The 22,315-nt window shown below is 68.6% G+C and carries 22 protein-coding genes; 7 read left to right on the forward strand and 15 right to left on the reverse strand.

Annotation, left to right across the window (positions count from 1 at the left end; genetic code table 11):
* Positions 1-92: 92 nt before the first annotated feature.
* Entirely contained in the window at positions 93-926 is an 834-nt protein-coding gene (locus tag AC16DP_RS04215) for a GNAT family N-acetyltransferase (protein WP_329732449.1), read from the forward strand.
* 53 nt (positions 927-979) lie between these two features.
* On the opposite strand, the gene AC16DP_RS04220 is transcribed toward AC16DP_RS04215, so the two are convergent.
* From AC16DP_RS04220 to AC16DP_RS04250, 7 genes are read right to left on the reverse strand one after another with little or no spacing between them, the layout of a single operon-like run.
* Positions 980-2,542, reverse strand: coding sequence for an NADH-quinone oxidoreductase subunit N (locus AC16DP_RS04220; RefSeq protein ID WP_329732450.1), 1,563 nt, complete (start codon positions 2,540-2,542; stop codon positions 980-982).
* Between the two features lie 15 nt (positions 2,543-2,557).
* Positions 2,558-4,246 (reverse strand): complex I subunit 4 family protein, encoded by a 1,689-nt coding sequence (locus AC16DP_RS04225; RefSeq protein WP_329732451.1) that lies wholly within the window; start codon positions 4,244-4,246, stop codon positions 2,558-2,560.
* Positions 4,243-6,465, reverse strand: a complete 2,223-nt coding sequence (nuoL, locus tag AC16DP_RS04230) for an NADH-quinone oxidoreductase subunit L (RefSeq protein WP_329732452.1) — start codon at positions 6,463-6,465, stop codon at positions 4,243-4,245. The genes AC16DP_RS04225 and nuoL overlap by 4 nt, the downstream gene beginning before the upstream one ends.
* A gap of 39 nt (positions 6,466-6,504) precedes the next feature.
* The gene (gene nuoK / locus AC16DP_RS04235; protein ID WP_329732453.1) at positions 6,505-6,807 is read right to left on the reverse strand and encodes an NADH-quinone oxidoreductase subunit NuoK; all 303 of its coding nucleotides are present in this window, start codon (positions 6,805-6,807) and stop codon (positions 6,505-6,507) included.
* 57 nt (positions 6,808-6,864) lie between these two features.
* The gene (locus tag AC16DP_RS04240; protein ID WP_329732454.1) at positions 6,865-7,380 is read right to left on the reverse strand and encodes an NADH-quinone oxidoreductase subunit J; all 516 of its coding nucleotides are present in this window, start codon (positions 7,378-7,380) and stop codon (positions 6,865-6,867) included.
* A complete protein-coding gene (gene nuoF / locus AC16DP_RS04245) occupies positions 7,377-8,711 on the reverse strand; it encodes an NADH-quinone oxidoreductase subunit NuoF (protein ID WP_329732455.1) in 1,335 nt (444 codons plus the stop codon). Before nuoF ends, AC16DP_RS04240 begins: the two co-directional genes overlap by 4 nt.
* 26 nt (positions 8,712-8,737) lie before the next feature.
* The gene (locus AC16DP_RS04250; protein WP_047855419.1) at positions 8,738-9,226 is read right to left on the reverse strand and encodes an NADH-quinone oxidoreductase subunit NuoE family protein; all 489 of its coding nucleotides are present in this window, start codon (positions 9,224-9,226) and stop codon (positions 8,738-8,740) included.
* A gap of 103 nt (positions 9,227-9,329) precedes the next feature.
* Here AC16DP_RS04250 and AC16DP_RS04255 point away from each other — a divergent pair, with 103 nt between their 5' ends.
* From AC16DP_RS04255 to serB, 3 genes are all read left to right on the forward strand, one after another.
* Entirely contained in the window at positions 9,330-10,085 is a 756-nt protein-coding gene (locus AC16DP_RS04255) for a TIGR02266 family protein (protein WP_329732456.1), read from the forward strand.
* 72 nt (positions 10,086-10,157) lie between these two features.
* Positions 10,158-11,663 (forward strand): serine/threonine protein kinase, encoded by a 1,506-nt coding sequence (locus tag AC16DP_RS04260; protein WP_329732457.1) that lies wholly within the window; start codon positions 10,158-10,160, stop codon positions 11,661-11,663.
* A 59-nt stretch (positions 11,664-11,722) separates the two neighbouring features.
* The gene (gene serB / locus AC16DP_RS04265) at positions 11,723-12,925 is read left to right on the forward strand and encodes a phosphoserine phosphatase SerB (RefSeq protein ID WP_329732458.1); all 1,203 of its coding nucleotides are present in this window, start codon (positions 11,723-11,725) and stop codon (positions 12,923-12,925) included.
* Between the two features lie 36 nt (positions 12,926-12,961).
* Here serB and AC16DP_RS04270 read toward each other — a convergent pair whose 3' ends face one another.
* Positions 12,962-13,801 carry a GspE/PulE/PilB domain-containing protein gene (locus AC16DP_RS04270; protein WP_329732459.1) on the reverse strand — a complete coding sequence of 280 codons (840 nt, stop codon included), beginning with the start codon at positions 13,799-13,801 and terminating at the stop codon, positions 12,962-12,964.
* 41 nt (positions 13,802-13,842) lie between these two features.
* On the opposite strand from AC16DP_RS04270, the gene AC16DP_RS04275 reads away from it, so the two are divergent.
* The 3 genes from AC16DP_RS04275 (at position 13,843) to AC16DP_RS04285 (ending at position 15,031) form a co-directional block, all read left to right on the forward strand.
* On the forward strand, positions 13,843-14,202 hold the full coding sequence (locus AC16DP_RS04275) for a DUF309 domain-containing protein (protein WP_329732460.1): 360 nt from the start codon (positions 13,843-13,845) through the stop codon (positions 14,200-14,202).
* Complete coding sequence (locus tag AC16DP_RS04280; protein ID WP_329732461.1) at positions 14,202-14,396, forward strand: CPXCG motif-containing cysteine-rich protein; 195 nt, start codon at positions 14,202-14,204, stop codon at positions 14,394-14,396. Before AC16DP_RS04275 ends, AC16DP_RS04280 begins: the two co-directional genes overlap by 1 nt.
* A gap of 182 nt (positions 14,397-14,578) precedes the next feature.
* Entirely contained in the window at positions 14,579-15,031 is a 453-nt protein-coding gene (locus AC16DP_RS04285) for an Hsp20/alpha crystallin family protein (RefSeq protein WP_329732462.1), read from the forward strand.
* Between the two features lie 163 nt (positions 15,032-15,194).
* On the opposite strand, the gene AC16DP_RS04290 is transcribed toward AC16DP_RS04285, so the two are convergent.
* The 7 genes from AC16DP_RS04290 to kdsB form a co-directional block, all read right to left on the reverse strand.
* Positions 15,195-15,791 (reverse strand): response regulator, encoded by a 597-nt coding sequence (locus AC16DP_RS04290; protein ID WP_047855425.1) that lies wholly within the window; start codon positions 15,789-15,791, stop codon positions 15,195-15,197.
* An 81-nt stretch (positions 15,792-15,872) separates the two neighbouring features.
* A complete protein-coding gene (locus AC16DP_RS04295) occupies positions 15,873-16,451 on the reverse strand; it encodes a KdsC family phosphatase (RefSeq protein WP_329732463.1) in 579 nt (192 codons plus the stop codon).
* Between the two features lie 64 nt (positions 16,452-16,515).
* Complete coding sequence (gene kdsA / locus AC16DP_RS04300) at positions 16,516-17,349, reverse strand: 3-deoxy-8-phosphooctulonate synthase (RefSeq protein ID WP_329732464.1); 834 nt, start codon at positions 17,347-17,349, stop codon at positions 16,516-16,518.
* Positions 17,346-18,974 carry a CTP synthase gene (locus AC16DP_RS04305; RefSeq protein ID WP_329732465.1) on the reverse strand — a complete coding sequence of 543 codons (1,629 nt, stop codon included), beginning with the start codon at positions 18,972-18,974 and terminating at the stop codon, positions 17,346-17,348. Before AC16DP_RS04305 ends, kdsA begins: the two co-directional genes overlap by 4 nt.
* A gap of 94 nt (positions 18,975-19,068) precedes the next feature.
* Entirely contained in the window at positions 19,069-19,302 is a 234-nt protein-coding gene (locus tag AC16DP_RS04310; protein ID WP_329732466.1) for a hypothetical protein, read from the reverse strand.
* A gap of 352 nt (positions 19,303-19,654) precedes the next feature.
* Entirely contained in the window at positions 19,655-21,433 is a 1,779-nt protein-coding gene (locus tag AC16DP_RS04315; protein ID WP_414640784.1) for an ABC transporter ATP-binding protein, read from the reverse strand.
* Between the two features lie 62 nt (positions 21,434-21,495).
* The gene (gene kdsB, locus AC16DP_RS04320) at positions 21,496-22,236 is read right to left on the reverse strand and encodes a 3-deoxy-manno-octulosonate cytidylyltransferase (RefSeq protein ID WP_329732467.1); all 741 of its coding nucleotides are present in this window, start codon (positions 22,234-22,236) and stop codon (positions 21,496-21,498) included.
* Positions 22,237-22,315 lie beyond the last annotated feature (79 nt).

Here is a 22,315-nt window from a genome sequence, read left to right on the forward strand (position 1 = left end):
CCCGGTCCCCTTCCTGAGGGTGCCGGGCCGCCTTCTTTTATACGCTCCAGGATTCGCGCCCGGGCCATGGCGCGGAGGAGGGGCCTTCCGACATGCGCGATGCACACGGTGATGTGCCGGGGCTGCGGCCGGGGCGGGTGGAGGACCATGCCGCCTTCGTCCGGCTCTTCGGGGAGCTGGGCGTGGAGGAGCCACCGCCCCCGTTGGACGTATGGGTGTCGGACCTCGTGAAGCGAGCCTTCTTCCTGGACGGACCGGAGGGGGTGGCCGCGTACGCCCTCGTGGATGTCCTGGGGGAGACCGGCTACGTGGTGAACGTGGTGGTGGCGCCGGAGCAGCGGGGGAGGGGGTTGGGGCGGAAGATGATGCGGGAGCTCGCCGCCTGGTTCCGGACGAGGGGCTGCCGCGAGTGGATGCTGTACGTGAAGCCGGACAACGAGCCGGCGGTGGCGTTGTACGGCTCGGTGGGGATGAAGGCGGGGCGGCTGGAGACCACCTGTCGCCTGTCGAGGGACCACCTGGAGGCCCTGCCGTTGGCGCCCGCGGAGCTGGAGGTGGTGCCGGTGGCCGAGCCGGACTTCGCCTCCCTCACCCAGGCCTTTGGGCTGGTGCCGGGCAAGCTGGCCCGCTTCGCCACGTTGAGCTCGCACCGGTTGCGGCGCCTGACGGATCCGCAGCACCCGGAGGTGGCCGGGCTGGGGCTGATGGACGTGCGGGCCCAGGCGCGCGTGCTGATGCCCTTCTTCGCGGCGACCCCCGCGCACGCGCGAGCGCTCCTGGAAGCGGCCTTCCTCGAGCTCGGGAGCGGGGAGGAACTGCGCGTGGTGACTGGGGACGCGGAGCTCGGGGCCCTCCTGCAGGAGGCGGGAGCGCGGGCCGTGCTGCGGACGCTGATGATGAGAGGGCCTCTGCCGGACCCGCAATGAAAACGCCCGGGCGGAAGCCGCCCGGGCGTGGGTGAATCAGGAGAAGCGGAGGCTCAGCGGGTGAACAGCGTGCCGGCCTGGGCGATCCACTCGGTGAGGGGGCCGGGCAGGATGCCGAGCAGCACCACGGCGGCGGTGGAGACCACCAGGGCCAGCTCGGTCATCCAGCTGCGCTCGAGGGTGTGAGCGCCCTCGGGCACGGGCCGCATGTACATGTAGACCACCACGCGCAGGTAGTAGTAGGCGCCGGCCGCGCTGGAGAGCACCGCGATGATGGTGAGGCCGACGAGGCCCGCGTCCACGGCGGCGCGGAAGAGGATGAGCTTTCCGATGAAGCCGATGGTGGGCGGGATGCCGGCGAGCGACAGCATGAAGGCCGCCATGGCGAAGGCCCAACCCGGACGGCGCTGAGCCAGGCCGCTGAAGCGCTCCAGATCCCAGGCGGTGCCCTTCTCCTCGTCCTCGCGGCGCTCCAGCAGGGAGACGACGCCGAAGGCGCCCACCGCGGTGAAGGTGTAGGCGAGCAGGTAGTAGAGGATGCCGCGCAGGGCGTCGACGCGGGCCACGTCCTCGGGGCTGGCGCCGACGAGGGCGGTGGGGCCGAGCAGCTTGAACTCCTGGCCCGGGGCGGAGACGAAGAGGGCCGCCACGCCCAGCAGCAGGTAGCCGGCGTGGGCGATGGAGGAGTAGGCCAGCATGCGCTTCACGTTGCGCTGCGGGATGGCCAGCAGGTTGCCCGCCACCATGGTGAGCAGCGCCAGGGTGGAGAAGATGGCGAAGGGCAGCTGTGCGTCGATGCCACTGCCCACGCTGATGAACACGCGGACCAGGGCGACGAAGGCGGCGGCCTTCACACCGGCGCTCATGAGCGCGGTGACGGGAGTGGGAGCGCCCTCGTACACATCCGGCGTCCACATGTGGAAGGGCACCGCGGCGACCTTGAAGGAGAAGCCGGCGGCCACCAGCACCGCGCCCGTGTACACGAGCGCCGCGTTGTTGTTGGCCATGGCCGCGCGCAGCGGGCCCGCCATGTCCGACAGCAGGGTGGTGCCGGTGGCGCCGTAGAGCAGCGCCGAGCCGTACAGCAGCACCGCCGAGGAGAAGGCGCCGAGGATGAAGTACTTGAAGCCCGCCTCGCTGGGCCGCGTGCCGCGCCGCAGGTACGACGTCAGCGCGTAGGTGGCGATGGAGAGCACCTCGACGTTGACGAAGATGGTGATGAGCTCGTTGGACAGGCCCAGCAGGCTCATGCCCGCGCCCGCGAAGAGCATGAGGGCGTAGAACTCACCGCGCTCGGCGCCGCGCTTGCGCAGGAAGCCGGCCGCGGTGAGCGAGGCCAGCGCCAGCGACACGCAGACGGTGAACGTCAGGAAGCTGGAGAAGGGATCCATCGCCCCGAAGCCGAGAAACACCGCGCGGGCCGGCTCGCTCAGCAGCGACAGCGACACGATGCCGGCGATGACGGACGTGGCGGTGGACAGCACCGCCTGGTAGCCGCGCGACGAGTGGGCGGAGAGGAACACCTCCGACAGGAGCAGGATGCAGGCTCCCACCACCAGGATGATGGCGGGGAGCATCGGAAGGAAGTCTGCCGACGTCAGGTTGGGCAGGTTCATGGTGGAGACTCTCGACTAGCGCCGATCGGCGAGCGGGCCCGGCGTCGGGGCGTTGGGAGCAGCGGCCAGGCCGGCCGGGGGCAGGCCCATCACCGAGATCTGCACATCGCTCGGGCGCACCTGGCTGCCGGGGATGCCCAGACCGGCGCGCTGGAGGAAGCGCTCGGTGGAGGGGTTGATGCGATCCAGGAAGGGCTGCGGCATCAGGCCCATCACCAGCACCAGCACCAGGAACGGGGCCACGGTGGCGAACTCGCGCAGGTTCAGGTCCGTGAGGCCCTGGTTCTCGCGGTGGGTGAGGGGGCCGAAGAACACCTTCTGCACCATCCACAGCATGTACGCCGCGCCGAGGATGACGCCCAGGGTGGCGAAGGCACCAAAGGCCATGCCGAGGCTGCTCTTGAAGGTGCCCAGCAGCACCAGGAACTCGCCCACGAAGCCGTTGGTGCCCGGCACCGCCACGGACGAGAAGGTGATGATGAGGAAGGACGCCGTGTACACCGGCACCACCTTGGCGATGCCGCCGTAGTCGGACATCAGGCGGGTGTGGCGCCGCTCGTACAGGAAGCCGAACAGGAGGAACAGCGCGCCCGTGGACACGCCGTGGTTGAGCATCTGGTACGCGCTACCGGTGGCGCCCTCGGCGGTGAGCGCGAGGATGCCCAGCATGCAGTAGCCCAGGTGGCTCACGGACGAGTAGGCGATGAGCTTCTTGATGTCCCGCTGCGCCAGGCACATGAGCGCGCCGTAGACGATGCCAATCACCGCCAGCGTGGCCAGCATGGGCCGGGCCTGGTGCGCGGCGGACGGGAAGAACGGGATGGCGAAGCGCCAGAAGCCGAACGTGCCCATCTTCAGCATGACGCCGGCCAGGATCATCGAGCCGGCCACGGGCGCCTGCACGTGGGCGTCGGGCAACCACGTGTGCACCGGCCACATCGGCACCTTGATGGCGAAGGCGATGGCGAAGGCGGCGAACAGCCAGGGGCCCCAGCGGTACAGGATGCCGGCCATGCCCGGCAGCGACGCGCAGTCACCCCCGGTGCCCGTGCACGCGGCGATCTGCGAGTGGGCCGCCGTCAGGCTGTTGTAGATGGTGGCGTAGTCGAAGGAGCGGCTGCCCGGGGTGCTGCTGATGAAGTAGAGGGCGACGATGGCCACCAGCATGAGCAGCGAGCCGGCCAGCGTGTAGAGGAAGAACTTCACCGCCGCCATCTGGCGATCCTCGGCGCCCCACACGCCCACCAGCAGGTACATGGGGATGAGCATCGCTTCCCAGAAGATGTAGAAGAGCAGCACGTCCAGCGACACCAGCGCGCCGAGCATCACCGTCTGCAGCACGAGCAGCGCGAGGTGGAACTCCTTCACGCGCTCGGTGATGTACGTCTGCGAGGCCATGACGACCAGGGGCCCCAGGAAGACGGTGAGCAGCAGCAGGCTGACGGCCAGGCCGTCCACGCCGATGTGGTAGCTGACGCCGAGCTGCCCGAGCCACTGGGTGCGGTACTCGAGCTGGAACTCGGCGCCGGCCGGGTCGAAGCGCAGGTAGGCCCAGACGCCGAACACCAGGTCCACCAGCATGCCGATGAACGTGATGGTGCGGATCTGCCCGCGCTCGGCGCCCGGCAGCATCCACACGAGCGCCGCGAACAGCAGCGGCAGGTAGACGACGAGGTTGAGCAGATGGGTATCGAAGAAGCTCATTTCATCACCAGGATGAGCGCGTACACCGCGCCGCCGAGCAGGGCCAGGGCCATCACCGCGGCATAGGCCTGTGCGTCTCCCGTCTGCACGTAACGGAGGGCGCTGCCCAGGCGGGCCGTGACCCACGCGGTACCGCGCACCGCCACCGTGTCGATGAGGAGGGTGTCCACCAGCTTGTAGAGGATGGCGCTCACGTTCTTCACCGGCCGGATGACCAGGAACTCGTAGGCCTCATCCACATAGAACTTGTTCTGCGTGAAGCGCCGCACCGAGCGGGCGAAGGCCGGAGCCGGCTGGCCCACCCGCGACGGGAAGTACTTCAGGTACATGAAGCCGGCCGTCGCGCCGCCCGCCAGGGCCACCAGCCACGCCTTCAGGTAGTCGATGAAGCTCGGCACGCTGTGGTCCAGCGCCACCTCACCGCCGCGAGCGGCGATGCGCTCGGCGCTGGAGAACACGGGGCCGAGGAAGTTCTCCATCACCGGCTGCATGACGCCACCCCGGCCCGGCATCAGCGGCAGCGCCTGGAAGAGCGCGACGACGCTGAGGAACGCGAGAATCCACAGGGGCGCCGTCATCCGCCAGTCGCTCTCGTGCGCGTGGGGAATCTTCGCCTCCGGCGAGCGCTTGCCCTCGAAGGTGAGCAGGTACACGCGCGACATGTAGAAGGCGGTGCAGGCCGCGATGAGCAGGCCCACGTAGTAGATGGCGCCCGAGGCCCACTCGTACCCATGCAGGTGGTTGTGGTGGATGCCGTGGAAGATGGCGTCCTTGGAGAAGAAGCCGGAGAGCGGGACGATGCCGGTGATGGCGAGCGTGGCCACCAGGAAGGTGAACCACGTCTGCTTCATCTCGTGGCGCACGCCGCCCAGCTTCTTGATGTCCGTCTCGTCCGCGTTGCCGTGCATGACGCTGCCGGCGCCGAGGAAGAGGCAGGCCTTGAAGAAGGCGTGGGTGACCAGGTGCAGCACGGCCGCCCAGAAGATGCCCATGCCCACGCCCATGAACATGATGCCCAGCTGGGACACGGTGGAGTAGGCGAGCACCTTCTTGATGTCGTCCTGCGCGAAGGCGATGAGCGCGGCCAGCAGCGAGGTGATGGTGCCGATGATGGCCACCGTTACCATGGCGGTGGGGCTGAGCACGAGCAGGAAGCTCATGCGGCTGAAGAGGTAGACGCCCGCGGTCACCATCGTCGCCGCGTGGATGAGGGCGGAGACGGGCGTCGGGCCGGCCATGGCGTCCGGCAGCCAGACGTACAGCGGGAACTGGGCGCTCTTGCCCGCCGCGCCGAGCAGGAACAGCAGCAGCGCCACCGTCAGCACGCCACCGAAGGTGCGGCCCGCGAGCGGGCCCTCGGAGATGGGCGTCTCCAGGCTGACGCCACCCTGGGCCTTCTCCGCCGTCACGTGCAGCGCGTTGGCCATGGTCTCCAGACCCTGGAAGACCACGGGGCCCTTCTGCTGCAGGCCCTCGCGGAAGCGCACCTGCGCCGTCTCCGGGTTGCCGCCCACCATGCTGAAGTTGGCGCCGGTCGCCTGGGTGTTGAAGGCACTGACCAGCAGGACGACGAGGAAGGTGGCGATGAGGAACGCGAAGTCACCGATGCGGTTGGTGACGAACGCCTTGCGGCCCGCCCACGCCTTGGCCGTGTCCGAGTACCAGAAGCCGATGAGCAGGTAGCTGGCCATACCGACGCCCTCCCAGCCCACGAAGAGCAGGACGAGGTTGTCGGCCAGCACCAGCGTCAGCATCGCCGCGACGAACAGGTTGAGGTACGCGAAGTACCGCCAGTACCCATCGTCGTGGGACATGTAGCTGGTGGAGTACAGGTGGATGAGGAAGCCCACGCCGGTGATGACCAGCAGCAGCGTCCCCGACAGGTGGTCCACCAGCAGGCCGAAGTTCACCCGGAAGGTGCCGGCCGAGAACCACGTGCCGAAGTCATGCCCGAAGGCGTAGCGGATGGTGCCCGAGGAGAAGGCATTCTCCATCGTCACCGCCTGCGAGGCCTCCAGCGGGCTCACCGACAGGAACGCCGAGAGCGACAGCAGGAAGGAGCCCGCCACCGTGGCGCAGGCCACCAGATAGACGTTGGCGCGGCCGAGCATCCGGCCAAACACGCCGCAGATGAACGCGCCCAACAGGGGCAGGGCGATGATCAGCCACAGGGCGGCGGGATCCAGCCGCAACTGAAGGAGGAATTGCTTGAGATCCATGGGCGGAGAGCTCGCTTGGCGGAATGAGGTGCCGGAACGTCAGTGTTTCATCGTCCGGATTTCTTCGATGCTCACGGTGCCCCGGCTGCGGAACACGGCGATGACGATGGCCAGACCGATGGAGGCCTCGGCCGCCGCGACCGCGATCACGAAGAACGCGGAGACGTGGCCCGTCAGGTGGCCGTTCTGCCTGGCGAAGGCGAGGAACGTCAGGTTCGCCGCGTTGAGCATGAGCTCCACGCACATGAACACCACCAGCGCGTTGCGGCGGATCAGCACGCCGAACATGCCGAGGCAGAACAGGGCGGCGGCGAGGATGAGGTAGTAGGAGATCGGGACCATGGCCGTGTGAAGGGCGAGCGCCGCCCGCCTTCTAGCAGAGGGTTGAAGAGGACGGGCTCAAATCCGCGACTTGGCCACCACGACCGCGCCCACCATGGCCACCAGCAGCAGCAGGCTGACGGCCTCGAAGGGCAGCAGCCACTGGGTGTAGATGACCTGGCCGATGGCCGGCAGCGTGCCGAAGCCGCTCGCGACGGCCTGGGCTCCGGTGAACGTCGTCGTGGACGCCGGCATCCGCCAGATGGCCATCACCAGCACCACCAGCAGTCCCGCCGCAGCGGCCCCACCGGCAATCCTCGAGACCGTCAGCCGCGGCCCGGACGAGGGGGTCTCGCCCAGGTTGAGCAGCATGATGACGAACAGGAAGAGCACCATGATGGCGCCCGCGTAGACCAGCACCTGCAGCACCGCCACGGTGTGGGCCCACAGGAGCACGTAGATGCCGGCCAGGAAGAAGAACGTGGCCACCAGCGACATCGCCGAGCTGATGGCGCTCTTGGCGAAGATGACCATCCCGGCGGAAAGCAGCGTCAGGAGCGCGAAGGCTCCGAAGAGAACCAGCTCGACGTTCACGACCAGTCTCCGAACGCGCCCCAGGGCTTGTCGCCGAACGGGCAGCGGTGCTCGCGGATGTGCGCCTCGAACTCGTCACGGAAGCGCATGAGGAAGGAATGGGTCGGCAGCGCCGCGGCATCGCCCAGCGCGCAGATGGTGTTGCCCAGGCCGATCGGCGGGTAGGGCGCGATGGAGGACGCCACGTTGGAGAGGATCTCCACGTCGCCCGGCTCGCCCCGGCCCTCTTCGATCTTCCGCAAGAGGCGGGTCTGCCAGGGCGTGCCCTCGCGGCACGGCGTGCACTGGCCGCAGGACTCCTCGGCGTAGAAGCGCGCCACGCGCCACAGGCTGCGCACCATGCAGGTGGTGTCATCCATGACGATGACGCCGCCGGAGCCCGCCATGGTCTGCTTCACCTTGACGGCCTCGAACTCCATGGCCACGTCCAGCTCGTCCGGGCTGAGGATGGGCGCCGAGGAGCCGCCGGGAATCACGGCCTTCACCTTGCGGCCCGGGGGCAGGCCCCGCCCGTACTTGTCGTCGAAGATGAGCTGGTTGAAGGTGGCCTCGAGCGGCACCTCGTACACGCCCGGGCGGTTCACCGTGCCGGAGAGGCACACCAGACGCGTGCCGCCGGACTTGTCGGTGCCCAGGCCGGCGTACCAGGCCGGGCCGCGCGTGAAGACGTGGGGCACGCTGGCGAGCGTCTCCACGTTGTTCACCACCGTGGGGCAGCCGAACAGGCCCACCACCGCGGGGAACGGCGGCTTGAGCCGGGGCCAGCCCTTCTTGCCCTCGAGGCTCTCCAGCAGCGCCGTCTCCTCGCCGCAGATGTAGGCGCCCGCGCCGCGCACCACGTAGCAGTCCAGCTGGTAGTCCTTGCCCAGCACCTTCTTGCCGAAGATGCCGGCGGCGTACGCCTCGCGGATGGCCGCGTTGGTGCGCTCCGCCTGGAACTTGAACTCACCGCGCAGGTACACGTAGCAGGTGTGCACGCCCAGCGCGTAGGACGCGATGGCGATGCCCTCCAGCATCATGTGCGGATCATTCTCGAGGATGTAGCGGTCCTTGAAGGTGCCCGGCTCGGACTCGTCGCCGTTGACGGCCAGGTACTTGGGCTTGGGGCTGTCCTTGGGGACGAAGCTCCACTTGAGGCCCGTGGGGAAGCCTGCGCCGCCGCGGCCGCGGAGGTTGGACTTCTTCACCTCGTCGATGATCTGCGCCGGCGCCATCTCCAGGGCCTTCTCCAGACCCTTGTAGCCGCCACGCTTCTTGTACTCGTCGAGCTTCCAGGAGTTGGGCTTCCCCCAGGCCGCCGAGATGAGCGGTTCGAATGCCGTTGTCGCCATGGAATCAGGTTCCTTGATGGAGGAGGTCAGGAGAGCTTGTCGAAGATCGCGTCCAGCTTGGCCTTCGTGAGGCTCTCGTGGTGGTCCTCGTTGATTTGCAGGCACGGCGCGGTGCCGCAAGAGGCGAGGCACTCGGTCTCGCGCAGGGTGAAGCGCTCGTTCGCCTCACCGGCCTTCAGCCCGAGCTTCTGCTCCAGATAGGCGAGCATCTTCTCCGCGCCCCACAGGGCACAGGAGAGGTTGGTGCAGACGTCCACCACGTACTTGCCGGGCTTCTTCAGGTGGTACATCACGTAGAAGCTGGCGACTTCGTAGGCGCGCTCGGGCGTGACGCCCAGCCGGCTGGCGACCAGCTTGAGTCCCTCGGGGGGCAGCCAGCCTTTCAGCTCCTGCAGCAGCCGCAGCGCGGGAAGCATCGCGGCGCTCTTACGATCGGCCGGGTAGTGCGAGAGAATCTCGGCGATCTCCGCATCGAACTTCTTCTGCTCTTCGGGGGTGAACAGGGGCTCCGCCATGGCGGGCGCTTCGTAAGTCCCGAAAGGCTTCGTTGTCAACATAAACCCACGGCGCTACACTCAGAGCCATCAGCGAAATGCCGAGCGATTTCAAGCCCTTGTTATGAACCGGGGATCAGACGACAAGCGCGACGAGCCCCGGGTGCCCCTGGTGTTGAGGGTGCAGTTCCCGAATCAGGAGCGGATGGTGGCGGTCACGGAGAACCTCTCCAAGGGGGGGATCTTCGTGCAGACCGACCGGACCTTCACGCCCGGACAGGAGCTGGGACTGGCACTTTCTTTCCCGGGGCTCATGAATCCGGTACAAGTCGTGGGGACGGTGGCCTGGGTCCGGCCGGCATCCGAGGATGCTCCAGGTGGTGTCGGCATCCGGGTGGTGCGCGATCAGGACCGGCAGCGATTGGGTGAAATCTTGAGCTCGGCAGGACAGACCCGCGCGTCGGACCGGACGGCCCTCCCCGCCGAGGGCTACCGTGTGCTCATCGTCGAGGACAACCCGCACATCGTCGAGATGTACAGCTACGTGCTCAAGAAGCTGGCGAGCGGCGAGCTGGCGGGCAAGGTGCCGCTGGAGGTCCACTTCTCGCCGGACGGGCACCACGCGCTGCAGGCGCTGCGCTCCACCCAGTTCAGCCTGGTGATGACGGACCTGTACATGCCGGTGATGGACGGGTTCGCGCTCATCGAGCGCATCCGCGCCGAGGAGCCGCTCAAGTCCATTCCCGTGGTGGCCATCTCCGCGGGAGGTCCGGAGGCTCGCGAGCGCGCCATGCAGCTGGGCGTGGACATCTACCTGCGCAAGCCGGTGCGTTTCCAGGAAGTGCTGGAGACGGTGAAGCAGCTGCTGCACATCCCTTGAACGCGGGCCCTGACGGCAGGCAGGGGGGCTGAGTTTGAGGCAGGGCGCCGGGACGCGTAGAGTCCGGCCCACATGCCCAAGCCCTCCATCCACCGCGATACCGTCAGCGGCGAGGCGTTGTTCATCCTCCAGAGCCTGAGGGAGAACGGCCGTCTGGGACGCTCCAACAAGCTGGCCGATGTGAAGGCCGCGCTCGAGCCGTCCGTCTCGCTGGAGTTCGACAGCTACTACCTCTTCCTGCGCAAGTACCTCTACATCGCCCTGGATCATCGCGAGGCCCAGCTGCGCCTGACCGACCTGGGCGAGCGCGTGGTGGATGGCGAGCTGCAGGACAAGTTCGGCATGGAGGTAGGGGAGTTCTTCTCCGAGCAGCTCGGCACGGATCCGGCCATCGCCCCGCGCGAGGCCGAAGGCGCCCACTCCTCGCATTCCTCGATGCCGCCGCCTCCGCCGGACCTCCTCCTCGAGGAGCAGGAGGTGACGAAGACCGCGGAGCCTCCGATTCCCTCGCTGCCGAGGGCCCGCACGTCCGGGACGTTCAGCTTCGAGGTGCCGGTGGCCGCGCCCGTTCCGGTGCCGCCCCCCGTGGCCAGCGTGCGCAACGAGGCCCTTCCCTCGCCGCCCACCGCGCCCCCGCCTTCCGTCGCGCCCATGGCGTCCCTGGCGCCTCCCGCGCCCGCGCCGGCCCCTGTCGCCGCCGCTCCCGCTCCCGTGAGCAAGGCCGTGGAGCTGTTGGATCAGCGCTACCAGAAGCTCGAGCCGCTCGGCACCGGGCCGCTCGGCACCGCGTACAAGGGGCGCTTCAACGCGCTCGGGCTGGACATCTGCGTCAAGGAGCTGAAGGACATCTTCGGCTACTTCTCCTTCCTGCAGCGCGGCGACGTGCTCAAGCGGCTGAAGAAGGAGCTGTGCGCGCAGGCCCAGGTGCGCCACCCGGGCATCGTCCAGGTGTTGGATCAGAACACGGAGACGGCCCGGCCCTACTTCGTGCTCGAGCTGCTGCACGGCAGCCTCAAGGGCAAGCTGGAGGAGGGGGAGGGCAAGGGCGTGCCGGTGGCGTTCGCCCTGCGCTGCTTCCTGCAGTGCGCCTATGCGCTGCGCGCCGCGCACGCCGCGGGCCTCACCCACCACAACCTCAAGCCGGAGAACGTGCTCTTCGACGTCTACGGCAACGCGAAGCTGGGCGACTTCGGCCTGGTGCGCGTGGTGGAGCAGGATGCCTCCAAGGGCCTGCCCCAGGTCTTCGTGGGCGCCGGCGGCATGGTGTACCTGGCCCCCGAGCTCATCCAGCCGCAGCGTGCGAAGGAAGCCGGTCCCGCCGCCGACGTCTACGGGCTGGGCATCCTCCTCTACGAGATGCTCACCGGGCAGATTCCGGGCCGCCGCTCGCCGCTGCCCTCCGAGGTCAACCCCGAGGCCCCCGCCGGCCTGGATGCCATCTTCGACAAGATGACCCAGGACCGCGTGGACCAGCGCTACCCGGACCTCGACGCCATGTTGGAGGACTTCTACAAGTCCTTCCCCGAGGCGCAGTTCCTCGCCAAGGGCGATCTCATCCTGTCCTCGGAGCCGCGCTGACGCCTCCCGTGTGACGAGTGCTCGCGGCGGACGGGCCGGGCTGTCAGACTCGCTCCACCATGAGCGACAGCCCGAACCCCCAGGACTCCGTGCTCATCACCGTCACCGGGAAGGACCATCCCGGCATCACCGCCCGCCTCACCGGCATCCTCGCCGGGGTGGGCGCGGCGCTGCTCGACATCGAGCAGGTGGTGGTGCAGGGGCAGCTCACCCTGTGTCTGCTGGTGCGTCTGCCCGAGACGCGCGATGTGCTCAAGGAGCTGCTCTTCGTGGCTCGCGAGCTGGGCGTGTCGCTGGACTTCCAGCCGGTGTCCGCGCCGAAGGCTCCGGCCGCCGCTGTTCCCAGCCGTCATGTCGTCACCGTGGTGGGCCGCTCCCTGGGCGCGCGTGAGCTGCACGCCGTGACCGAGCGGCTCGCCCGGCACGCGGCCAACATCGAGCGCGTCAACCGCCTGTCCGAGGCGGAGCTCGGCTCCGTCGAAATCCACATCGCCCTGCCGCCGGAGCGCGAGCCCGAGGAGCTCAAGCGCTCGCTGCTGGAGCTGTCCATGTCCACCAACGCCTTCGACGTGGCGTTGCAGCGCGAGAGCCTCTACCGGCGCGGCAAGCGGATGGTGGTGATGGACATGGACTCCACGCTCATCCGCATCGAGGTCATCGACGAGCTGGCGCGGGCCTACGGCGTGGGCGAGCAGGTGGCGCGCATCACCGAGCGCGCCATGCACGGGGAGATGGACTACGACGAGTCCCTGCGCCAGCGCGTGTCGCTGCTGAAGGGGCTGGACGCGAAGGTGCTGTACGATATCGCCGCCAACCTCCCGCTCACCGAGGGCGCGGAGACGCTCATCCGCGTGCTCAAGCGCCTGGGCTACCGCACCGCCATCCTCAGCGGTGGCTTCTCCGTGGCGGCCGAGGCGCTCAAGGCCCGGCTGGGCATCGACCAGGCCCACTCCAACGTGCTGGAGGAGGTGGACGGCAAGCTCACCGGCCGCACGCTGGGGCCCATCGTCAACGCGCGCCGCAAGGCCGAATTGCTGGAGAGCATCGCCCAGGCGGAGGGCATCCTGCTCGACCAGGTCATCGCCGTGGGCGATGGCGCCAATGACCTGTTGATGCTGGAGCGCGCGGGGCTGGGCATCGCCTTCCGCGCCAAGCCCAAGCTGCGCCAGGCGGCCGATACCTCCATCTCCGCCGGCGGCCTGGACACCATCCTCTACCTCCTGGGACTCACCGGCCGCGAGCTCCAGGAAGTGCTGGGGTAGGAAGTGCTGCGCTAGGCAGTGCTGGGGTAGGGCGCCTCAGGAGGGGCGCATGCGCGCCGCCAGCTCCCGCTGCTGCACCATGCCCTTCTCCAGCAGCAGCTCGAGCAGGGCGCGCAGAATCTTGGAGCTCTTCTCCTGGTTGGCCTGCACCGCCTGCAGCCGCTGCATCTCCTCGGGGGAGAACACCTCGGCCGGAGCGGGCGAGCCGCTGAGAATCTCGTCGAGCAGGTCCGAAGCGCTGCCCCCACCCGCGGAACGCACGGGAGCGGGAGTCGTGGCGGGCCGGGCGTTCTCCCGGGCCATGTTCGGCGCGATGTCGGCGATGGCCTTCACCACCGTCTTGCCGCTCATGTCGACGACCTTGAACTCGTCCTCGTCGCCAGACGAGACGCTGCTCTTGCTCGAGGCCGAGTGGGACGAGTGGGTGACGGCCGGATCCTGGTTGCGGTAGTGGCGCAGGATGGCGTTCTGGATTTCACGGTCGCCGGCCACCACGGGGATGACACGCGTCCGGCTGCGGGCGGCCACCTGGTCGATGGTCTGCAGGTCGGTGGGGTCCGCCATGGCGAGCACGAGCGTCTTGCCGTTGTCACGCAGGGACACGGGGAAGATGCCCTTCTGCTCGGCGAGGCCGACGTCCAGCTTGGCGAGGGCGCCTACGTCCTTGGCGGTCCCCAGCTGGACGCGCTGCATGCCCAGGCCCTGGGCGATGGCCTCGGTGAGGGTGTCCTCCTTGGCGATGCCCATGTCGGTGATGATGCGCGACAGGCGCCCGCCCCACTGGTCGTGCTGGGCGAGCGCGCTGCGAAGCTGCATCTCGTCGATGACGCGGGCCTTGACGAGAATCTCTCCGATACGGTTGCGAGGTGCGGCCATGGCCGCCAGTCTACGGAGGAAGGAGGCCGGAGTCGCGTTCGATGCCACGTGGATTCGATACCTGCCTGGCGGAGGGGGTGGCGCTCTTCGACTCGGGGCGCTTCTTCGAGGCCCACGAGGTCTGGGAAGAAGCCTGGCAGCACGAGCACGGCCCCCGACGTCTGTTGCTCCAGGGCCTCATCCTCGTGGCGGCCGGTTGGCTCAAGCGCGACGCGGGCAATGCCCGGGGCGCCTGGACGCTCTTCTCCCGCGCCCTGGAGCGGCTCGAGTCCCTTCCCCCGGCGTGTGAAGGCGTGGACGTGGGCGGCCTGCGTCCCCAGGTGGCCGGCTGGCGTGAGGGCGGCCCCTGCGACCGGCCCCTGCTCGCCCGGCTGCTCTACCTCCAGGCAGGAGAACCCTGATGCAACCCTTCGCGGACGATGCCCTGCTGCTCTGCCCCTACTGCGGTGAGGAGGTGGAGGTGACGGTGGACCCGGGTGGCCCCTCGTCGGAGACGTACGTGGAGGACTGCCCGGTGTGCTGCCGGCCGTGGGTGGTGCACGTCTCCCGCGAGGAGGAGGACGTGTCCGTCTTCCTCGGGCGCGAGGACGATTGAGCCGGCCCAAAGGGGCCCGCGGCGCGTCGCCTTGACACGTCCCGAAGCATGGTTCTCTTGAAGCTGTGAGCGGCGCCGGGCCCTGAAGACAGCGGGTCCGGCGCCAACGAACAAACACCCGGTTTCAACTCAACACGCGCGCTGCCGCTCCGTCTGGAGTGTGGCGCGAACAGGAGACGTCCATGCTGAACCGCTGGAACCCGTTCGAGATGAGCAATGGTGCCGTCGCGCTGGGCCCCATCATGGCCAAGGAGTTCGACCAGCTCTTCCGGGAGCTGAGCGTGCGCCAGGGCAATGCCCGCGAGCTCGTCCCGCCCGCGGACATCTACGAGACGGCCGAGGGCATCACCCTGCAGGTGGACCTGCCGGGGCATGACGCCAAGGCCATCGAGGTGAAGGTGGAGAACGACACCCTCACCCTCAAGTCCGAGCGCAAGGTGGCCGAGCGCCCGGAGAAGGACAGCGCGCGGCGCCTGGAGCGCAGCTTCGGCGTGTACGCCCGCTCCTTCACGCTGCCGCGCACCGTGGACGCCTCCCGCGTGGAGGCCCGCTACGAGAACGGCGTGCTCACCCTGACGCTGCCGCGGCGCGAGGAGTCCCGCCCCCGCGTGGTCGAGGTGAAGGTCAACGGCTGAGCTGAAGGGGAAGGGACGGCGGTACTGGCGGGACGGGCCTCCTGGGCAGGCTCGTCCCGTCCGTTTTTCGCGGACGCAGGACACACGGGCGGCGATGCGCACTCAACGGGGACCGTGTGACGGGCCCCCGGGGACGCTTCGCCGCTCGGGGCGTGGGCGCGGACTAGCGCTTGACGGCGGTGGTGGTGCCGCCGAGCGCCAGCGGCACGCGGAAAAGGTCGAGCACCTGCTGCACGTCCAGCGGCTTGGGCAGGCACGCCACGGCGCCGGCCTGCTTGGAGCTCTCCACCACCTCGGGCGAGTGCGCCGACGTCATGGTGATGAGCCGCACGCCTTCCATCTGCTTGCGGGCGCGGATGCGGCGGCACACCTCGATACCGTCGATGTCCGGCATGTTCAGGTCGATGAGCATGCCGTGCGGCTTCTGCTCGCTCACGAGCAGGAGGGCCTCGACGCCGCTGGTGGTCGTCTGCAGCTCCACCTGGTTCGCGTAGGGCTTGAAGGCACGCTTGATGGCGTCGAGCACCTGCCGCTCGTCATCCACCACCAGCAGGCGCACGGTGCTGCTGCCCAACTCCTCGGGCACCGGCATCTGGTGGGTGATGAGGAAGGTGCGAAGGTCCGCCGAGCGCACGCGCCGGTGACCGCCCGGCGTCCGGAACGCCATGAGGATGCCGCGGTCGATCCACTTGCTCACCGTGGACGGGTCCACCTGGAGCAACCGGCTGATGTCGTGGGTCGTGTAGAGCTGATCCGTCATCGAACTCCCCTCACTCTGCACTGCTGGCTTCCGGCCTTCATAGGATAAGACACCTAAGCGGGAAGCGAAAATTCTTCGATTTCACAACTTGACAGCTTGTAGGGCATCAGGGTCCCTCATGTGTTGAACGGTGGCCTCCCACCGTCCCGATGCCCTCAGACACAACTCCACCAGCTCGCGCGCGGCCCCGTGACCTCCCCGGCACCGCGCCACGTAATGCACCGACTGCCGGACCTCGGCGGCGGCATCCGCCGGGCAGGCCGACAAGCCCGCCATGCCCAGAGGGCCCAGGTCGTTGAGGTCATCCCCCATGTACGCGCACTCCTCGGGGGGGACCTCCAGCTGGGACAGCAGCTCCCGGAAACCCGCCGCCTTGTTCTTGCGGCCCTGGAGCACGGCGGCCAGGCCCAGCTCCCGGCCGCGCACTTCCACGATGGAGGAGGAGCGTGCGGTGAGGAGGGCGGTGCGCAACCCCGCCAGCCTCGCCATCACCAGACCGTGGCCGTCCTTGACGTCGAAGCGCTTCATCACCTCGCCGCCATCGCCGTAGAACAGGCCACCATCCGTCAGGACGCCGTCCACGTCGAAGGCGAGCAGACGCACGCGTGCCGCGCGCTCCGTCAGCTCGTCCCTGCTCGGTTTGGGCGGCAGCTCCGTCATGTCGCGTCCCTCTGACTCCCTCCCCACGACTTCGTTCACACACTACTTACCGCGAATTCTTCCCCTACGCAGGTTCGTGACCCAACGCGCGCCGGATGGCGAGTACCTGACGTAGCACGTCCTCGAACATCTGGGGATTGAGCGAGCACGGACCGTCACACAGGGCACGGTCCGGGTCTTCATGTACTTCCGTGAAAAGCGCGTCTATTCCGGCGGCCGCGGCGGAGCGGGCCAGCAGGGACACGAACTTGCGCTCCCCGCCCGTCTGGCCATCGCCGGAGGAGGGGAGCTGCACGGAGTGGGTGGCGTCGAAGCAGACGACGAGCCCGGCCTCGCGCATCTGGGCGAAGCCGCGCATGTCCACCACCAGGTTGTTGTACCCGAAGGTGGCGCCGCGCTCGGTGACGAGCACGTTGGGGTTGCCCGTCTCCACGGCCTTGCGCGCCGAGTGGACGATGTCCTTGGGGGCCACGAACTGGCCCTTCTTCAGGTTGACGCCCTTGCCCGTGCGCGCCACCGCCTCCACCAGGTCCGTCTGGCGGCAGAGGAAGGCGGGAATCTGGATGATGTCCACCACCTCGGCGGCGGGGCCCACGTGGCTCGTCTCGTGGACGTCCGTGAGGATGGGCACGCCCACCTCGCGCTTGACGCGCTCGAGGATGCGCAGGCCCTCCTTCAGGCCGGGCCCCCGGAAGGACTTGCCGCTGGTGCGGTTGGCCTTGTCGTAGGAGCACTTGAAGGCGTAGGGCACGCCCAGCCGGCCCGTCAGCTCCTTGAGGAGCTTCGCGTGGCGCAGCGCCATGTCCTCGGACTCGATGCTGTCCGGGCCGGCGATGACGAAGAGCTTCTGGCCCGGGCCGACCTTGTGGCCGCACAGGGTGATGGAGGGGCCGCTCATGCCTGCGTCCTCCCGGCGTCACGCTGCGCGAGGGCCGCGCGGATGAATCCGGAGAAGAGCGGGTGCGGCGCGAAGGGCTTGCTCTTGAACTCCGGATGGAACTGGCAGCCCACGAAGTAGGGGTGGTCCGGCAGCTCAATCATCTCCACGAGGTTGAGCTCGGGGTTGTGGCCGGACACGACGAGGCCCGCCTCCTGCAGCCGGCCGCGGTAGGCGTTGTTCACCTCGTAGCGGTGGCGGTGGCGCTCCTGGATGACGTCCTCCCCGTACAGCTTGTGCGCCAGCGAGCCGGGCTTCAGCGCGCAGGCGTAGCTGCCCAGACGCATCGTACCACCCTTGTCCTGCACCTTCACCTGGCTCTCCATGAGCGTCACCACCGGGTGCGAGGTGTGCTCGTTGAACTCCAAGGAGTTGGAGTCCACCAGGCCCAGGACGTTGCGGCTGAACTCCACCACCGCCATCTGCAGGCCCAGGCAGATGCCGAAGAAGGGCACCCGCTTCTCCCGGGCATAGCGCACCGCCGCGATCTTCCCCTCGGTGCCGCGCACGCCGAAACCACCGGGCACCAGGATGGCGTCCACGCCGGAGAGCAGCGCCTCGGCGCCCTTCTCCTCCACGTCCTGCGAGTCCACGAACTGCAGGTCCACCTTCACGTCGTTGGCGATGCCGCCGTGGAGCAGCGCCTCGTTGAGGCTCTTGTAGCTCTCCTTGAGGTCCACGTACTTGCCGACGATGCCCACCTTCACCTCGCCGCGGCCCGGCGAGTACACCTTGCGGATGATGTCCTCCCAGCGGTCCAGCCGGGCGGCGCGCGTCCAGATGTTGAGCGTCTCGGCCAGCCGCTCGTCGATGCCCTGACGGTGCAGCTCCAGGGGCAGCTCGTAGATGCTCTTCACGTCCGGCGAGGTGAACACGTTGCCCGGGTCCACGTTGCAGAACATGGCGATCTTGTCCTTCATCTCGCGGCTGATTTCCCGGTCGGTGCGGCAGATGAGGAAGTCGGGCTGGATGCCGATCTCCCGCAGCTTCATCACCGAGTGCTGGGTGGGCTTGGTCTTCACCTCGCCGGCCGCGCCGATGTAGGGCAGCAGCGTGAGGTGCATGTAGACGGTGTTGCCGCTGCCCACGTCGTAGCGCATCTGGCGGATGGCCTCGAGGAAGGGCAGCGACTCGATGTCACCCACGGTGCCGCCCACCTCGACGATGACCGCGTCCATGCCTTGCGCCGCCTGGCGGATGCAGGACTTGATCTCATCGGTGATGTGCGGAATCACCTGGACCGTCTTGCCCAGGTACTCGCCCCGCCGCTCCTTCTGGATGACGGCGTGGTAGATGCGCCCGGAGGTGAAGTTGTTGAGCCGGGACATCCGCGCGTTGGTGAAGCGCTCGTAGTGGCCCAGATCCATGTCGGTCTCGCCACCGTCGTCGGTGACGAAGACCTCGCCATGTTGGAACGGGCTCATCGTGCCCGGATCGATGTTGATGTACGGATCGAGCTTGAGCAGCGTGATGTCGAGCCCGCGGTTCTCGAGCAGGGCGCCAATGGAAGCAGAGGCGAGCCCCTTGCCCAGCGAACTCACGACCCCGCCGGTCACGAAGATGAACTTGGTCTTCTTGGAGCGCATGACCCTTCCTGCCAAGAGACCCCGGGGGCGTCAATGATTCTGTCAACGCCCCCGGACGCTCGCCTGGTCCAGGAAGTCCGGCAAGCGGCGCATTTCACTCCTGGCTCTGGGTCCTCGGGCGGGATTCGGCGTAGTCGCGGGCCCTGGGTTCCAAGTCCCGCTGCTCGCGCAGGGGGCAGTGGCGGCAGGACCAGCCGTCCCAGCCCCGTTTCACCGCGAGATGAAGACAGGCGTCGTAGTTGAAGCAGAACAGGTTGCGCTGGGCCTCCACCGCCGTCTCGTCACGCAGGGCGGAAGGCAGAGGACTCGGGCACGGTGTGATGGACAAGGACAGGTCCTCCGGCGGATGAACGGGCCTTTCCCCCCTCGCGCGTGCAACAGGGTTGTCGCGCGCGCATTCCCGAGGGCCCGGTAGAAAAAAGGACCGCCCGTCCCGCGGCCCCAAGCGTGGAGGGGTGCGCGAAACGGGCGGGCCCGAACTGCTGGCGTCGACACTTCCGCCGCAGGGTGGCTTTATCAGCGCGCCATGCGAGCGGAGGTGGACGCCTGACTGTTGCTATCGGTCAAGGCATCACCTCCTTTCTGCGGCGGCTTATGTAATGGCGCGTCTTCCACCGCGCCACTCCGCCTGGGAGGTGTTTCGTGCCTGGGTGGAGGGCAGGCGGGAGGGCGAGCCCCCGTCAGGCCGCCACGAACTGACGCTCCACCAGCCGGCGGTAGAGGCCCTCCTGGCCCATGAGCGCGGCGTGGTTGCCGCTCTGCACCACCTGGCCGCCCTCGAGCACCAGCACGCGGTCCGCGCCAATCACCGTGGACAGGCGGTGGGCGATGATGAGGGTGGTGCGGCCCTTCATCAGCCGGTCCAACGCCTCCTGCACCAGGTGCTCGCTCTCGGCGTCGAGCGCGCTGGTGGCCTCGTCCAGCACCAGCAGGCGCGGGTTCTTCAGCATGGCGCGCGCGATGGCGATGCGCTGCTTCTGCCCGCCGGACAGCTGCACGCCGCGCTCACCCACCAGCGTGCGGTAGCCCTCGGGGAAGCGGGAGATGAACTCGTGCGCGTTGGCGGCACGCGCGGCGGCCTCGATCTCCGCCTGCGTGGCGTCCATGCGGCCGTAGCGGATGTTGTCCTCGATGGAGGAGGCGAAGAGCATGGGCTCCTGGGCCACCGTGCCAATCTGCTGCCGCAGCCACTCGGGATCCAACGCGCTCAGGGGGCGGCCGTCCAGCATCAGGCGCCCGCCCTGCGGGTCATACATGCGCGCCAGCAGCCCGGCGATGGTGGACTTGCCCGCGCCCGAGGGGCCCACGATGGCCACCACCTCGCCCGGGTCCAGCTTCAAGTCGATGCCCTGCAGCACCGGCACGTCCGGGCGCGTGGGATAGGCGAAGCGCACCTGCTGGAACTCGACGCGGCCCTGCACCGACGGCAGGCGCTCGCCGCCCGAGGCGGGGATGGCGGGCTTGCGGTCGATGAGCTCGAAGACGCGCTCGGCGGCGCCCGTGGCGCGCATGAAGTCCGCCCACAGGTCCGTCAGGGCGCCCAGCGCGAAGGCCACCATCATCGAGTAGATGAGGAAGGAGGTGAGGTTGCCCACCGTCATCTTCCCGTCCAGCACCAGCCGGCCGCCGTACCAGAGCACCACCGCCGAGGCGAGGTAGGAAGCGGAGGAGGCCGCGGCCATGAAGATGGCGGACTGGCTCACCCGGCGGCGCGCGACGTCATAGGCGCGCTCGGTGGCCGTGCGGTAGCGCTCCACCTCGTGCCGCTCGGCGGCGAAGGAGCGCACGGTGCGGATGCCGGACAGGCCCTCCTCGGCCACCTCGTTGGCGGTGGCGAGCGCGTCCTGCGTCTGCTTGGAGAGCCCGCGCACCCTGCGGCCGTACGTCACGGCACCCACCGCCACCGCCGGGACGATGAGCAGCATCAGCCCCGTGAGCACCGGCGAGGTGTACAGCAGCAGCGCGATGCCACCCACCGCCTGCGCCGCGTTGCGCAGGCCCATGGAGATGTTCACGCTCACCGCGTTCTGCAGCACCGTCGTGTCCGAGGCCAGCCGGTTGGTGAGCTCTCCCGTCTTGCGCTCGTCGAAGAAGCCCACCTCCTGGGACATGAGGCTGGCGAACAGGTCCTGCCTCAGCTGCGTCACCACGCGCTCGCCCGCCGTGGTGAAGAGGTAGAAGCGCAGCGCCATCGCGATGCCCTGCAGGATGAAGACCACGCCCATCGTCAGGGCGATTTGATCGATCTGCGCGCGGTCTCCCGCCTTGATGGCCTGGTCGATGATGTCCCCGATGGCCTTCGGGTACACCAGCATCAGGCCGCTGGCGATGAGCAGGAAGACGATGCCGCCCATGATCCTGCGCGCCTGGGGGCGGGCGAGGGCCACGATGCGGCGCACCGTCACTCGGGAGAACTTCGGCTTCTTGGGGGCTTCGGTTTTCTGGGAGGCGTCGGACACGGGCGCAGACTAACGCGGGATTCCCCGCTCCGCATGTCTCCTTGGTGGACGGGGGAGCGGGCTCAGGCCCCCCGCATCGCCGCCTCCACCCGGGCCACGTCCCCGGGGACGTCCACCGCCACCGAGCGCCCCGTCACCTTCCCGCAACGGATGCGGATGCCGTGCTCCAGGGCTCGTAGTTGCTCCAACTTCTCCGCCTGCTCCAGCGGGGTGGCGCTCAGCTCCGACAGCCGCAGCAGCGTCTCGCGCCGGTAGCCGTACAGCCCCAGGTGCGCCCAGCGCCGCACCGCCCCCGCCTCGCCCGGCTCGCGGATGAAGGGCACCGTGGCGCGGCTGAAGTAGAGCGCGTCCCCATTCAGCGCCAGCACCGCCTTCACCACGTGCGGGCTGTCCGCCTCGGCCGCCTCCAGCGGGCGCACCAGCGTGCCCATCTCCACCTCCGGGTGCACGAAGAGGCCGGCCAACACCCGAAGTGAAACCGGGTCCACCAGCGGCTCGTCGCCCTGCACGTTCACCCAGACGTCCACGTCCAGGTGCGCCCGCGCCACCTCGGCCACCCGGTCCGTCCCCGTGGCGCAGTCCGGCGACGTCATCACCACCGTGCCCCCGAAGCCCCTCACCGTCTCCTGGATGCGCACATCGTCGGTGGCCACCACCACCTCGTCGAAGGCCCGGGCCTCCTGGCAGCGCCGCCAGACGTGTTCGATCATCGGCCGGCCGGCGATGAGGGCCAGCGGCTTGCCGGGAAAGCGCGTGCTGGCATAGCGGGCGGGGATGACGGCGAAGGTACGGGGCGAGGACATGGTGCGGCGCTCTCTATCAGATCCACGACGCTGCGCGGCACCGGAGGGGGGGGGGCACTAGGCACCCAGGGCCTCGTGC

It is taken from the genome of Archangium sp. (assembly GCF_057119385.1).

Coding starts and splice junctions, on each gene's coding strand:
- AC16DP_RS04215 (WP_329732449.1), top strand. CDS start 93: ATGCGCGATGCACACGGTGATGTGCCGGGGCTGCGGCCGGGGCGGGTG.
- AC16DP_RS04220 (WP_329732450.1), bottom strand. CDS start 2,542: ATGAACCTGCCCAACCTGACGTCGGCAGACTTCCTTCCGATGCTCCCC.
- AC16DP_RS04225 (WP_329732451.1), bottom strand. CDS start 4,246: ATGAGCTTCTTCGATACCCATCTGCTCAACCTCGTCGTCTACCTGCCG.
- nuoL (WP_329732452.1), bottom strand. CDS start 6,465: ATGGATCTCAAGCAATTCCTCCTTCAGTTGCGGCTGGATCCCGCCGCC.
- nuoK (WP_329732453.1), bottom strand. CDS start 6,807: ATGGTCCCGATCTCCTACTACCTCATCCTCGCCGCCGCCCTGTTCTGC.
- nuoF (WP_329732455.1), bottom strand. CDS start 8,711: ATGGCGACAACGGCATTCGAACCGCTCATCTCGGCGGCCTGGGGGAAG.
- AC16DP_RS04250 (WP_047855419.1), bottom strand. CDS start 9,226: ATGGCGGAGCCCCTGTTCACCCCCGAAGAGCAGAAGAAGTTCGATGCG.
- AC16DP_RS04255 (WP_329732456.1), top strand. CDS start 9,330: ATGAACCGGGGATCAGACGACAAGCGCGACGAGCCCCGGGTGCCCCTG.
- AC16DP_RS04260 (WP_329732457.1), top strand. CDS start 10,158: ATGCCCAAGCCCTCCATCCACCGCGATACCGTCAGCGGCGAGGCGTTG.
- serB (WP_329732458.1), top strand. CDS start 11,723: ATGAGCGACAGCCCGAACCCCCAGGACTCCGTGCTCATCACCGTCACC.
- AC16DP_RS04270 (WP_329732459.1), bottom strand. CDS start 13,801: ATGGCCGCACCTCGCAACCGTATCGGAGAGATTCTCGTCAAGGCCCGC.
- AC16DP_RS04275 (WP_329732460.1), top strand. CDS start 13,843: ATGCCACGTGGATTCGATACCTGCCTGGCGGAGGGGGTGGCGCTCTTC.
- AC16DP_RS04280 (WP_329732461.1), top strand. CDS start 14,202: ATGCAACCCTTCGCGGACGATGCCCTGCTGCTCTGCCCCTACTGCGGT.
- AC16DP_RS04285 (WP_329732462.1), top strand. CDS start 14,579: ATGCTGAACCGCTGGAACCCGTTCGAGATGAGCAATGGTGCCGTCGCG.
- AC16DP_RS04290 (WP_047855425.1), bottom strand. CDS start 15,791: ATGACGGATCAGCTCTACACGACCCACGACATCAGCCGGTTGCTCCAG.
- AC16DP_RS04295 (WP_329732463.1), bottom strand. CDS start 16,451: ATGACGGAGCTGCCGCCCAAACCGAGCAGGGACGAGCTGACGGAGCGC.
- kdsA (WP_329732464.1), bottom strand. CDS start 17,349: ATGAGCGGCCCCTCCATCACCCTGTGCGGCCACAAGGTCGGCCCGGGC.
- AC16DP_RS04305 (WP_329732465.1), bottom strand. CDS start 18,974: ATGCGCTCCAAGAAGACCAAGTTCATCTTCGTGACCGGCGGGGTCGTG.
- kdsB (WP_329732467.1), bottom strand. CDS start 22,236: ATGTCCTCGCCCCGTACCTTCGCCGTCATCCCCGCCCGCTATGCCAGC.